The organism is bacterium, assembly GCA_041649255.1.
In the GTDB taxonomy this organism is placed as follows: domain Bacteria; phylum Hydrothermota; class UBA3073; order JACQXS01; family JAQTXJ01; genus JAQTXJ01.
The window spans coordinates 1-14388 of record JBAZNK010000018.1; the positions used below are offsets into that span (position 1 = coordinate 1).

The 14388-nt window shown below is 35.1% G+C and carries 10 protein-coding genes; 8 read left to right on the plus strand and 2 right to left on the minus strand.

Annotated elements, in window-relative coordinates; genetic code table 11:
- The 8 genes from WC614_11450 to WC614_11485 form a co-directional block, all read left to right on the plus strand.
- Nucleotides 1–857: SBBP repeat-containing protein (locus WC614_11450; protein ID MFA5033619.1), on the plus strand; the 857-nt coding region annotated here is incomplete at its 5' end.
- A 309-nt stretch (nucleotides 858–1166) separates the two neighbouring features.
- Nucleotides 1167–2270: a glycosyltransferase gene (locus WC614_11455; protein ID MFA5033620.1), complete on the plus strand. Its 1104-nt coding sequence runs from the start codon at nucleotides 1167–1169 to the stop codon at nucleotides 2268–2270.
- A gap of 24 nt (nucleotides 2271–2294) precedes the next feature.
- Complete coding sequence (locus WC614_11460; protein MFA5033621.1) at nucleotides 2295–3488, plus strand: glycosyltransferase family 4 protein; 1194 nt, start codon at nucleotides 2295–2297, stop codon at nucleotides 3486–3488.
- 63 nt (nucleotides 3489–3551) lie between these two features.
- On the plus strand, nucleotides 3552–5369 hold the full coding sequence (locus WC614_11465; protein ID MFA5033622.1) for a HEAT repeat domain-containing protein: 1818 nt from the start codon (nucleotides 3552–3554) through the stop codon (nucleotides 5367–5369).
- A 97-nt stretch (nucleotides 5370–5466) separates the two neighbouring features.
- Nucleotides 5467–6807: an electron transport complex subunit RsxC gene (rsxC, locus tag WC614_11470; protein MFA5033623.1), complete on the plus strand. Its 1341-nt coding sequence runs from the start codon at nucleotides 5467–5469 to the stop codon at nucleotides 6805–6807.
- Nucleotides 6808–6845: 38 nt separating this feature from the next.
- On the plus strand, nucleotides 6846–7898 hold the full coding sequence (locus WC614_11475) for a hypothetical protein (GenBank protein MFA5033624.1): 1053 nt from the start codon (nucleotides 6846–6848) through the stop codon (nucleotides 7896–7898).
- A 68-nt stretch (nucleotides 7899–7966) separates the two neighbouring features.
- Nucleotides 7967–8896 (plus strand): glycosidase, encoded by a 930-nt coding sequence (locus WC614_11480; protein ID MFA5033625.1) that lies wholly within the window; start codon nucleotides 7967–7969, stop codon nucleotides 8894–8896.
- A 100-nt stretch (nucleotides 8897–8996) separates the two neighbouring features.
- Complete coding sequence (locus WC614_11485) at nucleotides 8997–12062, plus strand: hypothetical protein (GenBank protein MFA5033626.1); 3066 nt, start codon at nucleotides 8997–8999, stop codon at nucleotides 12060–12062.
- A gap of 81 nt (nucleotides 12063–12143) precedes the next feature.
- On the opposite strand, the gene WC614_11490 is transcribed toward WC614_11485, so the two are convergent.
- Together WC614_11490 and WC614_11495 are read right to left on the minus strand one after the other, a co-directional pair.
- A complete protein-coding gene (locus WC614_11490) occupies nucleotides 12144–13331 on the minus strand; it encodes a phosphotransferase (GenBank protein ID MFA5033627.1) in 1188 nt (395 codons plus the stop codon).
- Between the two features lie 9 nt (nucleotides 13332–13340).
- Nucleotides 13341–14294 carry an NDP-sugar synthase gene (locus WC614_11495; protein MFA5033628.1) on the minus strand — a complete coding sequence of 318 codons (954 nt, stop codon included), beginning with the start codon at nucleotides 14292–14294 and terminating at the stop codon, nucleotides 13341–13343.
- Between the last annotated feature and the right edge of the window lie 94 nt (nucleotides 14295–14388).

A 14388-nucleotide genomic window follows, 5' to 3' on the forward strand; every position in this document is an offset into this window, starting at 1 on the left:
TGTATGTTGCAGGATGTCATTGGGGAACGGATAGTAGTTATGTAACAATAAAATATAACAATTCAGGGGATACGATGTGGGTCAGAAAATACCGTGGTTCTGGCAATAGTGGCAAAATAGACGAAGCAACTGCACTTGCTATAGATAACAGTGGCAATGTGTATGTAACGGGAAAAAGCTATGGAATTGGAACCAATTATGACTATACTACAATAAAATATGACGGTTCAGGGGATACAATGTGGGTTAGAAGATATGGTGGACCCGGGAATGGTGAGGATTGTGCAACGGGAATTGTATTAGATAGTAGTGGAAATGTATATGTAACAGGATACAGTGAGGGGAATGGAACATATCTTGATTATGCGACGATAAAATATAACGGTTCAGGAAGTGAAGAATGGGTACAAAGATATAACGGACCACCAGGTAATGGAGACGACAGAGCTTATTCAATTGCATTGTATAACAACAATTATGTATATGTAACCGGAATGAGTACTGGTTTTGATATTTCTGGCTACGCAACTCATTACGCTACAATCAAATATTCGTGTGTAGGGATAGAGGAACCATCAAATTTGGATTTTGGAATGGGGAATGGGGATTTGAAAATAATTAAAAACCCATTTATTAATTCCACTACTATTAAATACTCTGTTGCTCTTCCGAGCATGATATCATTGACAATCTATAATATCACAGGTGTAGCGGTGAAAACATTAATCAATGAGAAAAAAGAAATTGGAACTTATGAAGTTAATTTTTCCGGGAAAGGATTAACTACAGGTATTTATTTTGTAAAATTGACGGCAGGCACATTAAAAGAAACAAAGAAACTCATATTGATGAAGTAGAGCCCAGCCCCAGCTAAGCTGGACAACAAACTCTAAGGATTGTATCCAAGAGTTTGTAGCTGAGCTGGATAAGCTAGAGTAATGTTTCTGACGAAACAAACTCTAGCTAAACGAAAAACGTCTGGGTAGGTTGACCGACGTCGGTCAACCTACCCAGAAGGAAGCCCTTCTGCTAAACACAGGAAGGCTTCTTATGAAGCAATACCGCAAAGCAAACAACAGCTTGACAAATTATTGAATTTACCCTATGAATGTAAATGTGTTTAGTGGCTAAATTAACACTGTGTTCTATAAAAACAATCAATCATAATGCATAAATTTTTATTTTTAGTCAATGGCAGCCCTGACAGTTGGGCGGGGATAAGAGCAAAGAGATTTTTAGGTTTTGTGGATGATTTTTACCAGACTGCGATACATTATAAAACTGAAACAAAAATCAAAACAGTATTAAAGTTTATTAAAGTTGTATTAAAGAATAAACCCTCATTAATATATGTTTTACAGGTTGGATATGTTAATTCTATTCCTGCTCTTTTGGCAAAAATTATTTTTAAGACAAAAATAATTATTGATATAGGAGACATAAACTATGAAGTAGCAAAAATTAACGGGGATAGATTATGGATAGAGATTATGTTTATAAAAAATATGGAAAAATTATTATGGAGATTATCAAACATAATTATTGTCAGAGGAACATATCATAAAATATATTTTGATGTGCTTGGTTATAAAAACGTGTATTTTATCCCTGATGGTGTGGATACGAATGTTGTAAAACCAATAGAAGACAGCGGGGCTTTTAGAAAAGAATTTGGTTTGGATGATTCTTTTACAGTAGGAGTTTTGGGAAGCATTAACTGGAGTAAATCATTGGAAATGTGTTACGGATGGGAAATAGTAGAAGTAATAAAATTGCTTAACGATATGGATGTGAAGAGAAAAATAAAAGGTATAATAATAGGCGAAGGTGACGGGGTTCCGATATTAAAAAAGAAAGCAGAAGAGTATGGAATACAGGATAAGATATTATTTCTCGGGAATATTAAATACGAAGAAGTATATAAATATATTAGTCTTATGGATATATGTATTTCCACTCAAACCAATAATATTTTGGGCTGGATGAGGACTACGGGTAAAATACCGATATATTTATCCTGCAATAAGTATATTTTAGCGACCAAAGTAGGAACCGTTGTTGGATTATTGCCCGAAGCAATGTTAGTTCCTTATTCCGGAATGAAAGATTTGAATTATCCTTTGGAATTAGTTGATAGAATTTGTAAAATTTATGATAATCGTGATTTATTGTCATTGGGAAATAGTAGTAGAGAAATTGCGAAGAAACATTTTGAATATAAAATACTCGGGGAAAAAGTAGGGGATATTGTCCGGAATAGCTTTCAATAAAGATTTTTTGTCCAGGATTATAATATGGGGTATAAAAAAAAGATAGGAATTTCTAATCCGCCAGAGGCGGAAAGAGCTTCCTATAAAGTTATTTTAGTAACGCCGGATTTTCCGCCTGAAAATGGGGGAATTCAGAATGTATTATATGGAATTGCAAAAAGCATGGGAATAGATGTGATTGCACCGAATAGTCCGGGGGCAAGAGAGTTTGACAGGAAACAGAGTTTTAGAATTTATCGTGTGCCTTATGTTAAAGGGGATAAGAAATTATCATTACCTTTTATTATTGTAAAAACTATATTATTAATCCGACTCAGGCGGACCGACTTTTTAATTTGTGGGCATATCCTTACGGCAATTGTGGGAGTATTAGCGTTAAAACCATATATAGTATATACTTATGGGATGGAAGTAACTACTTTTAGGTACAGGTTATTAATGAGATGGTTAATGATGAAAGCATACAGAGTAATTACTATATCAGAGTTTACGAAGAAATATTTATTAAAGTTAGGGATACCTTTATCAAAAATAGTGAAGATTTATCCCGTAGTGGATATGAGAGTTTTTAATTTAGGGGTTGATGAAACTCCTGTCGTTAAAAAATATAATCTTTATAATAAGTCCCAAGGCGGTGGGATGTCCAACAAGTCAATTATGTTAACTGTGGGGCGTATGTCAAAGGAAGAGAGATATAAAGGGCATGATGTTATGATAAAAATATTACCTGAAATAATTAAAAAAATTCCTGATGTTGTTTGGGTAGTTGTCGGGACCGGGGATGATTATGATAGATTTAGAGAAGATATAAATAATTTGAAATTATCGGAGTATGTTGTATTTACTGGAAAGGTAAGCCAGGAAGAATTAGCCGGTTTATACAAAGCTGCGAACGTGTTTGTGATGCCAAGCATTGAAAAGTCTGTATCAGAAGGGGTTAAGGGAGAAGGATTTGGAATAGTGTATATAGAGGCAAATGCCTGCGGGACACCTGTAGTTGCATATAAAACGGGTGGGGTTTCGGAAGCGATAATAGATGGTGTTACGGGAATTTTAGTAGAGCAGGGAGATAGTAAGAAACTTGCCGAATCAATAATTAAATTATTGCTGGATAAAAAGCTTTCAGAAAAGTTAGGACTTCAGGGGAACCAGAGAGTTAGTAAAGAGCTGAATATAGAATTGTTAAGGGAGAGATTTGAGAGTTTAATAAAATTATAATTAAGACTTGACATTTTTCTCTCTTGAAATACAAGTATATAGTAGATTTTAGATAAAAAGTTAATGATAATAAAAGAATTAAGGGTAGCGTTAAGCAATATACTATTATATCCACCTGATAGTGAAATCATAAAGCAATCCCTGGAAAATTGCAGTGCGGATATATTGAATTTTCTTAAAATACAGCCTTCTCTTACTATTAGTGAGTCGGAAGGCAAGTTGCTTGTAAATGACAAGTCAACTGAAACGGCGGGCGGGATATTTTTTGATTGTCTTGCTGCTTGTACAATAAGAAGTATAACTTTTAAACCCGGTTTTACCCAGCAAGAGCTTTATAACTTTTTACATAAGCTTTCTCTTAAACAAAAACCGGAACCATCAGAACATATAAGCATAAATGAAAAATTATATATGCCTATGGGGGATAACGATATTCTTATAGCAAAAGGGCAGGACTTATTGGGAATAAAAGATAAGGTATTATTATATGCCGATGAAATCGCTAAACTTATAGATAAGGTTGAAGATTCCGGCGTCAAATCGGATTTAAAAAATAAAGTGATAGAGAAACTCGGAACGGAAGTTTTTTCTAATAAAGTAGAAACTCAAGTAGTTGCGGATAAACGTCCTATTCCTGATAAACTTGAAATAAAAGACTTTTTGGATATGGACAATAAAGATATGATAGAAGAAGAGTTGTTGAATAAACTACCTTCTTTACTGGAAAGTTTACGTTCGCCGGAAGAATTGGAACAAGCGAGTGATTTATGCAATAAATTAGCATCTAATTTGGAAGCAAGTGTTACAGATATAAGATTGAAAGCAATAATAGCCTTCAAGAAACTATATTCAGTTATTGAGTTTATCAGAGAGCCTAAGATTATAAAAGATATAGACAAAAAGTTTGTTGAAGTCGGGCGGAAAGAGACGAACGGGGAAATTTATAAAGAAATAGTAAATATTCTTGGTAATGCAGCAACAAGATATCTTAAGCAGGGAGACTATGCCTCTACTCATATGATTACGGAAATGCTTGGAGCGCATGCAAGTTCTACGGAATTTGATGAAAGAAGAGAAAGTGCAAAATCTACAATTGACAGTCTTATAGGGACCGAGTTTACGCGGTTATTAGTCTATGATTTACATAGTGATGATGAATCGAGGAGAGAGAAGGCGATATCAATATTATTAGATATCGGAGATTCCTGTATAAAACCATTAATAGCCGAATTAAAAGAAGTGACAGATATAAGGTTACGAAAGGCGATTGCGGATATTCTTATGAAAATAGGGAAATCAGGAATTATCCAATTAATGGAGGAAATAAGGGTAGAACCTTTGCCCGTTGCGATTTCAAAAATGCTTGATGTCTTAGATGGTATTGGTTATGAGGAACAGGTAGTAGAGGGATTGAAGAAGATAGTGCATCATCCTAATTTTTATGTTCGCAGGAAAGTCGTGGATATTCTTTATAAGATAGGCACAGAATCCGCAAAACAATTATTATTTGAGGAAATAAACGATGAAATAAGCGCAATTAAAGAAAGAGTAATTACTTATTTAGGCGAACTTCATTATTTCCCTTTAGCTGTAAAGTTGGTTGAGATGCTGGATAAACGTAAAGATGAAAAAGAAACGGTACAAATATGTGCATGCAAGGCTTTGATTGAATTAGGGGATGCGAGTTCAACACCTGTGCTTTTAAAGGTAGCAATGCCCGGGAGTATGTTTAGACAGGCGAGATCAAGAGAAGTAAGAATGGCAGCCATAGAAGCGCTTATTATGTTAGGGGACAAAAGGGTTCATCAGTTTATGAATGATAAAGATAAGGCTGTGCAGAGGTTTGTTCGTGAACTTATTGGGAATAAACAAGATAAATGAATACAATTCTAGTGACAACAATCTCTAAAAAAAAGAGAGTGCGGTAGGCGTAGATAAGAAGCTCTAAAAAAGGTAAGAGCTTATAAAAGGAGTTTATATGCAGGTTAGAACATTTTTAGGTGGAGTAAGTCCTCACAGCAAGAAAATTACACAAAATAATACTATTGAAATAATGCCTGTTTCTGAAATGGTTATTATTCCTTTATCCCAACATATGGGGATTCCTGCAAAACCTATTATTGAAGCTAAAATGAAAGTAAAAGCCGGGACAAAAATAGGTAAAATTGATGGGGATCTATCATCTCCAGCGAGCTGGACAAGAATCCCTAATCGTCCGTATGAGGCTGACTCAAGGGCTTCCTGTAATATACATTCAAGTATTTCGGGGACAGTAAAAGGCATTGAGCCTTATTTTTCTTCTTCCGGGGAAAAAGTACTTTCTGTGGTGATAGAATCGGATGGGAAAGATGAAATGGAATTATATTCTGACGAGGCAGTTTCTCCCGATGAAATTATAAAACGGGTGGAGGATGCCGGTATTGTAGGGATGGGGGGAAGAGCTTCCCCGACATATATAAAACTAATTCCACAAAAAGACAAATCAATAAATACTATAATCTTAAATGTATGTGAATCGGAACCATATTTAACGGGAGATTCTAGATTGATAATGGAAAAAACAAGAGAAATATTTGAAGGAGTCAAACTTATAATGAGTGTTGTTGGTGCGAAAAGATGTTTTGTTGGGATAGGAAATAATAAAATTAAAAATTTATGGCAAATCAAAGCAATTGCGAAGGAATTTGGTTTTTACGTTCATATATTGAGAGCAAAATATCCTCAAGGAGAGGAAAAACAACTTGTACCGGTTGTTACCGGTAGAAAAGTGCCACCGGGAGGATTCTCTTTTGATGTTGGTGTTTCGGTGTATAATGTAAGCACTGTTTATGCAATATATGAAGCCTGTAAAATCAAGAAACCCTTAATAGAGAGGGTAATAACAGTTACGGGCAGGGTAAAACAACCCAAAAACATTAAAGTAAGAATAGGAACATTATTTAAAGATGCAATTGAATTTTGTGGCGGGTATAGTGAAGAACCGGCTAAAATTATAATGGGTGGTCCAATGATGGGGATTGCCCAAGCTGATGATAATGTACCTGTAATAAAAACAACATCAGGTATTCTTGTACAAAGCAAACGAGATGTTTCTTTATATGAGGAGTATCCCTGTATAAGATGTGGCGCGTGTGTTTCTGTTTGTCCGACGGGATTAATCCCATCAAGGATTGCAGATTGTGTTGAAAAAAATAAGTTTGACGAAGCAAAAAAACTTTGTATAATGGACTGTATTGAATGTGGTAGTTGTGCTTATATATGTCCATCAAAAAGGAATTTAGTACATTTGATAAAATACGGGAAAATTAAAATAAAATAAAGAGCCCTAATGTAAGTTGGGGGAAAGGTAATTTAATAATGAAAATAGGAATGATGGGGGGATGGAATACTAATTCAGGTTCTTCTTTTCATGCCGAACTTATTGGGAAAGAATGGATAGAAAGCGGGCACAAATTAGAAATTTTTACTTTTTATGACTATGCATTTCATGGGACAGCAATTACAGCTATAGATGAACCTTATGTCACAAGGTGTTTTACCGTATCGAGTTATATTCCTCCGAAATTAGATCCTATTCCATTTTTAACTTCAGAATGTGAAGTATTTGTTACACAGGATTTAGGAATGCTGCCTAAAAATGAATTAGGAAAGATTTTTAAAAGGATAAAAAAACGTTCAAAATGTGTAACTGTAATTCACGATGGTAATTTGTCTAAAAACCCTGATTTTTATCAGTTTGGATGGGATTCTGTCGTATGTTTTGATAAAAGATATAAAGAATTTTTAGAACCGGTATATGGAGATAAAACTCGTATAATTCCGTATCCTTGTTTACCATGGAATCCCGGCAATAAAGGAAATGCAAGAAGAAAATTAGATTTGCCGATGGATAAAAAGATTGTTTTTTCTTTTGGTCCGGCGGCAAAGCACATAATAGATATTATTCCGGATATTGCAGAACTTGGTAAGAAGTATCCTTTGCTGTTACTTATTGTGTCAAAAGAAAAGGATATCGTCAATTTTTTAAAAAGTTGTTTACCTGTTATTCCTATGCCCGTCAAGATTATAGAAGAAATACCGGATACAAATAAGTTATATGATTATTTATATGCAGCGGATGCTTTGATTTTTAATAAACCTTCTGCTTCACAGGTTGTTGTGTCAAGCACTGCTTTTCAATGTCTTGGTTCCGGATGTCCTATGATAACACGAAATTCAAATTTTGCTGAATATTTTGATAAAGAAGTAATGAAATTTTCGGATACGGATGAATTAAAGCATCAATTGATTTCCGTGTTTGAAGAAAAAGAAGAATATAGAAAAACATTAGAATCTGCAAAACTATATGTAACTGAAAATTCCTATAAGGAGATAGGAAGAAAATTTATAGAGCTTTTTAAAAGTCTTTAAGAAGAATATAAGAAGAGTAATATAAATAATATTAGCAAGTAATATGCTTTCTAGCTCGTAAAAAAACTATGAATAATATTTTAAAGAGATATAGTGGGAACCCGATTTTAGAACCCATATTTAAAAATTCATGGGAAGCCCGTATGGTATATAATTGTGCGGCATTATATGAAGGTGGAAAAGTTCATCTTGTGTATAGGGCAAGAGGTGTAGATGGCGGAGTGTCAAGATTTGGGTATGCTTCAAGTAAAGATGGTTTTCATATTGATGAAAGATTAGCAGAGCCAATTTTTACCGGAGATTCTTCGAGTGATTTTGAATGTTTTGGATGCGAAGATCCAAGATTAACAAGGATAGAAGATAGAATATATATGTGTTATACGGCTTTCGGGCAAGTTCCGGGTATTAGCAGACGGGTAAATTCAATACAATTGGGAATGACGTCTATTTCTTTACGTGATTTTTTGAGCAAGAGATGGAACTGGGAAAAGCCCTGGTATCCATTTTTCAGAGTAGACAATAAGGATGCTTTTTTATTTCCCGAACGTATTAAAGGGAAATATGTTTTATATCATAGAATACCGCCTCATATGTGGATAAGTTATTCAAAAGACTTGAAAAACTGGGATGAAGCTAAAATAATAATGAAGATTCGTCCCGGGTGGGAAAACTTTAAGATAGGTGGAGGCGCTCCGCCTATTAGAACTAAGAAAGGTTGGCTTATTGTATATCATGGAGTAAATGAAAAATTTCATTATCAATTGGGCATTGCTATGGCATCATTAGATGACCCGTCTAAAATTATATATAGATATTCAGAGCCATTTTTGAGTCCCAGTGAAAGTTATGAGAAAGAGGGGTTAGTTCCGAATGTAGTTTTTACGTGTGGTGCAGTAGTAATAAAAGATACACTTTTTGTTTATTATGGTGGTGCGGATACGGTTATTTGTGTTGCAACTGCAGATATGAAAGAGTTATTGAATAAAATAAAAATATAGTATAAATGAAGATAAGTAAGGATATAAGACAGATTAAAAAGCTATAACAAAGCGGGATAACAAGTTATGAACATATCCAGCTTGTAAAGAGGAGAGGATTATGATAATATTATTTCTAATTATGACACAACAATGGACGAGTTTTTTAAATCCACAACCAATATATAATATTGCATCAAATGGCGAAAACATATGGGCGGCTACTAATGGTGGAATATTAGGGTATAAGAAGTCAACAACGGATACTACTTTCCAACGTATTACAAATACAAGCGGATTACCCAATAATCAAATAGTAAATGTTGCTATTGATAAATATGGTAATATGTGGTTTCTCTGTGCAAGTAGTACCGGTGGAGTAATTGTTATGTCTTCCGATATAAGCAAAAAAAGACTTTTTACATATACGGAGAGGTTGCCAAGTTATAATTTTTCATCAATTTGTATAGATGGTGATTCAGTGTGGGTAGGGACAGAAGATAATACTAAAATATGGCTTTATGATATGAAAGGGGATCCTTTTAATATTAATCAGCAGGGAGTTGTGCTTAAAAATCTTCAGCCGAGTAACGAAGTTAAAAAAATAAAAATATTTGAAGGTATAGATATCTGGAGGCGGTATAATGCATCAAATTCCGGTTTATCTAACAACAATATTTCTGGAATTATAATAGAAGGCAGCGCGAAGTGGATAGGCACAGATGGTGGTGGGTTAGTGAAGTTTGACGGGAATAACTGGACTGTGTTCAACGAATCAAATTCCGGTTTATCGGATAACCATATTCGAGCTCTTGCAATAGAGGGGACGACTGGCTCAAAATGGATAGGCACTTTAGATGGTGGGTTAGTGAAGTTTGACGGGAATAGCTGGGTGGTTTATGACACATCAAATTCCGGTTTATCGGATAATAATATTTCTGCGATTATAATAGAAGACAGTACTGGTGTAAAATGGATAGGCACAGATGGTGGTGGGTTAGTGAAGTTTGACGGGACTAACTGGACTGTGTTCAACGAATCAAACTCCGGTTTATCGGATAACAATATTCAGGCACTTGCAATAGAAGGGACGACTGGTGTAAAATGGATAGGCACAGATGGTGGTGGGTTAGTGAAGTTTGACGGCACAACCTGGACTGTTTATACTCAAGCTAATTCAGGGTTGCCTGATAATGATATTCGCGCTCTTGCAACAGAGGGAAGCGCAAAGTGGATAGGTACATATGGTGGAGGCTTAGCGAAGTTTGACGGCACAACCTGGGCTGTTTATGATACCACAAATTCAGGGTTGCCTGATAATGATGTTCGCATTCTTGCGATAGAAGGGAGCGCAAAATGGATAGGCACAGATGGTGGTGGGTTAGTGAAGTTTGACAGCAATAGCTGGGTGGTTTATGACACATCAAATTCCAGTTTGCCTAACAACAATATTTCTGGGGTTATAACAGAAGGGACGACTGGCGCAAAGTGGATAGGTGTAGATGGTGGTGGGGTAGTGAAATTTGATATTACTAAGATGTGGGTTGGGACAAATAGTGGAATCGGGGTGTCAAACAGGGTTTTTGATGATTTGATGGTATTTAACAATAAAAATGGATTACCCAATGATACAGTATATGCTATTGAAAAGTGGAATAACTATATATGGGCAGGAACTAAGAAGGGAATAGCAAGAATCCTTATTGATAGTATAAGATTGGGAGACAGCGTATTGTGGGATATTGTAGATACTAATTTCAAGGTAAATGATTTTTGCGTTGTAGATACTGCTTTGTGGATGGCATGTGCACAAGGAACTTACAGGTGTGAATTAGTTGGAGATACTTCTTGCAATTGGATACAAATTGCAAATTATGATTCGAGGGCTTTGTTATTTGACGGGACATTATGGATTGGAACTGCATGGAATGGAATTGTAAAATATGCCGATCCTATTCAAGAATACAAGCCGGAAGGACCTGCTGCTAACTATTTTCTTAATATGGCAATGGATTTGGATGGCGGTATTTGGTCAAGTCATTGGGGAGAGCCTGGATGGACACATAATAAAGTTAGTAAGTTATACAAAGTTGGAAATAATTGGAAATGGAAAGTATATTCATTTTCAGTTCCCTTTGTTACGAATGTTATGGTAGATAAAAGTAATAATAAATGGATAATAATGGCAGACTGGAACGACCCTGCGGTATGTGCGGTAGCAAGAATATTTCCAAACGATTCAATAATTCAAATAACAATAGATGCACCGGGGGGTGCAAATTTTGTTACCGGTTCTTGTTTGGATGAAAATGACGATTTATGGATTGCGAGTACGGATGGATATATTCGTAGGATCAGATCCAGCACAAATCAAGTTGATACGGCTTTTTCTGACCCTAATGGGTATACGTCATGGGTATGTCCACTAATGATGGATGCCGATAACAATTTATGGCTAGGCAGTATAAGACCTCAGTGTTTAGTAATACTGAAAAAAGATGGAACTATGCAGAAAGAGTTAATAGCAGAGGAATTTTATTTTTTCAACAAGGGAAGGGCGGGGGAAGTATGGGTAGGTTCTACCAGTGGTGCATACCAGTTTAAGAATATGCAAATTGTTAATTCTTACACCATAAGTGAACTTGGTGGAAGTCCTCGTGGGATGACAGTAGATTCTACCGATATATGGTTTGCGATATCTAAATCTACAGAAACAGATGAAGGTGGAATAAGGAAACTTTCCGGTGACGGTTTTGAAAAATATACAACTCAAGATGGTTTAGTGAATGACCTTGCAAAATCAGTAAAGTTTGACCATATAAATAATATTTTATGGGTTGGGACTGAAAATGGGCTATCAAGATTTTGTATCGGATCGCCCAATTCTCTTGATACTTTATCTAAAATTATAGTATGTCCGAATCCATTTATGGCATCAAAACAGAAAGAAATAGTATTTTACATAGGCTCGGCAGGTATTTCGGGCGATGATTCGGGCGGAGAAGTTAGGATATATACTTTATCCGGGAGATTACTGAAAAAGATAGAGCATATTAATTCTTCTAAAGTTGTATGGGATGGTAAAGATATGACGGGAAACAAAATTTCATCGGGAGTTTATTTAGTCATCGCCTTTAATGCTAAAACTAATAAAAAATATCTTACAAAATTTGCAGTTATTAAGTGATCCGGTAGAGTTGGACAACAGAGTTCAGCAGAACTGAATAACCTGTCTGAAATGGACTAGTCGTTATCATTCAGGGGCTTTCTAAAATAAAGGTATTGAATTTACTATTTTTTTTAGCACTGGAAACTCAGTGGTGTCAGACAGGGCTTTTTTCAGGTAATTAACCCCGGCCGGGATATACTGAAGGAATGAAGATTTATTTTTTACAAGAGAAAGGAATGAAAATGCGCCAAGTGCCTGCATATTTCGTTGAAGCCCGGTGTAAAGAAAAGTTTGTTTAAATTGTTCCATATTTATATTTATTTTCCATATATTTGTCAGGGAATCAGTATAATAATTGATAAGTTCTTCTCTTGTTTTGTCTTCCAATAACATATAGGGGTCTTTTAGTAATGAGACTATATCATAAGCAAGTAATCCTTGTCTTGCTCCCTGAAAGTCTAAAATGTATATCGTATAATCATTTGTCGTCAACGATATAGTATTGTGGATGGACTTTTCGGGTTGTTTCGGGCTAAAGCCCGAGAGATTATGTGAAGTTAGTTTTATGCCCTCGCCCTGAAGGGCAGGGTAATTTATACCTGCTTGACGGCAGGCAGAGAAGGACTTCCTATTTTGTTTTAAGAAGATATTTTTAGATTGAAAGTCTCTATGCATAAAGTAAAATGGCTCATTTACGAGTTTCATTGCCAGATTATGAAATTCAGTCTGCAAAAGTTGGTTATTTTCTATATCTTTTATAACGGCTAAGGCGGGATGTTCCATTTTACAATATTTACCGAGAAAATATTGAGTAAAATATTGAGTTTCCCATCTAAAGGTATCGTAATCAAATTTACGGGTAATTATGGGGGGGCAGTGTGAACTTTTTGATAACCCCATTATTTGCATATTTAAAAGTGTGTCAATGACCTGTTTATAAGTTTCCGGAACGGGATAATTATGTTTTTTTATAGCAAGTTCAAGGCTTAAGTCTCCCACATCTTCCGCAAGCAGGAAGTGCTCTTTTTTATCATAATAGTAAATTTCAGGAATTGGCGTGTTTGTCTCTTTGAGGACAGATGCAATTGCAATATAATTGTCAAATTCCTGCTCACTGCCGGGGCGGGATGTTCTATTTTCGGCAGTATCTAGCAGAAGTATAACAGACTTATTGTCTTCTTTAACCCTATAAAATTCCCGGGTCGAGCCACCGTCTGTTAATTGTTGTATGTCAAAGTTGTCGTGGAAACCAAGATTTCGAATAGCTTTTTTTATGATGTCTTTCATTTAGTAATATTATTTACTACTCAATCCGCCTGCCTGACGGTAGGGAGGGAAGCTTGAGTTACTATAAAATATTTTATTTTTATCATTTGTATTATTAGCGATTGTAATATTATCCCATACAATACAATTTTCTAAAACCACATTTTCTCCAATTATGCAATTTTGTCCTATAGAAACAAAGCCTTTTAGTATAGTAGTTTTAGGTATGTTAGAATCTTTTCCAATGTGAATATTACCGGAGGGGCGAGGAATCGACAGATTAACCCTGTTAAAAACTATAGATTTATGGGTTTCGAGGTAGCTTTCAGGAGTTCCTATGTCTGACCAGAAATGATTTTGGGAAATATAGCCTTTTATAGCGCGCAGGTCGATTAATTTATTATAAACGGGTATAATATCCGCCGACGTCTTATTATCCGGTAAAAAATCAAGTATTTTGTTTGACATAATAGAAATTCCTGTAAATGCAAGAGATTTTGGATTAGCAGGAGCATTAATACTTGAAATATTGTTGGGGGAGAGGGGAGAAGATAGCGTTACTTTGTTAAATGTTTTATAGTCGTGTAATATGAGTGTAATTATTGCATTTTCTCTTCTATGGAATTCAATTGCGGGCTCGAGGTTAATATTACTTAAAATATCTCCATTATGAACGATAAATATGTCTTCGGAATGTAAAAATTCTTTTATGTTTCCGATACCTCCTGCGATACCAAGTATTTGAGGTTCATAAGAGAAATTAAAAGTTGCTTTGAATTTAGCGCTTGATAATACATAATTTTTTATTTTATCTGCCAGATGGTGTGTATTTATAGAAAATTCAGAGATATTTAACGATTTTAGGTAAAAAATGATATTATCAATGATAGGTTGTCCAAATATAGGGAATAGGGGTTTGGGGAGGTAATTTGTTAATGGCATTACCCTTGTTCCATAGCCTGCAGAAAGTATAACTGCCTTCATAAGATTGATCTTAATATTTTTATAAAGAAAGGCAAGAAAATTTATAAGAAGCTCTAAAAAAAAAGAATAAGAGCTTCAAAAAAAAATAAATTAT

What these genes read in the sequence shown, in the direction of transcription:
- WC614_11465 (MFA5033622.1), top strand. Translation starts at nt 3,552, where the DNA reads ATGATAATAAAAGAATTAAGGGTAGCGTTAAGCAATATACTATTATAT.
- WC614_11460 (MFA5033621.1), top strand. Translation starts at nt 2,295, where the DNA reads ATGGGGTATAAAAAAAAGATAGGAATTTCTAATCCGCCAGAGGCGGAA.
- WC614_11495 (MFA5033628.1), bottom strand. Translation starts at nt 14,294, where the DNA reads ATGAAGGCAGTTATACTTTCTGCAGGCTATGGAACAAGGGTAATGCCA.
- WC614_11485 (MFA5033626.1), top strand. Translation starts at nt 8,997, where the DNA reads ATGATAATATTATTTCTAATTATGACACAACAATGGACGAGTTTTTTA.
- WC614_11490 (MFA5033627.1), bottom strand. Translation starts at nt 13,331, where the DNA reads ATGAAAGACATCATAAAAAAAGCTATTCGAAATCTTGGTTTCCACGAC.
- WC614_11480 (MFA5033625.1), top strand. Translation starts at nt 7,967, where the DNA reads ATGAATAATATTTTAAAGAGATATAGTGGGAACCCGATTTTAGAACCC.
- WC614_11475 (MFA5033624.1), top strand. Translation starts at nt 6,846, where the DNA reads ATGAAAATAGGAATGATGGGGGGATGGAATACTAATTCAGGTTCTTCT.
- rsxC (MFA5033623.1), top strand. Translation starts at nt 5,467, where the DNA reads ATGCAGGTTAGAACATTTTTAGGTGGAGTAAGTCCTCACAGCAAGAAA.
- WC614_11455 (MFA5033620.1), top strand. Translation starts at nt 1,167, where the DNA reads ATGCATAAATTTTTATTTTTAGTCAATGGCAGCCCTGACAGTTGGGCG.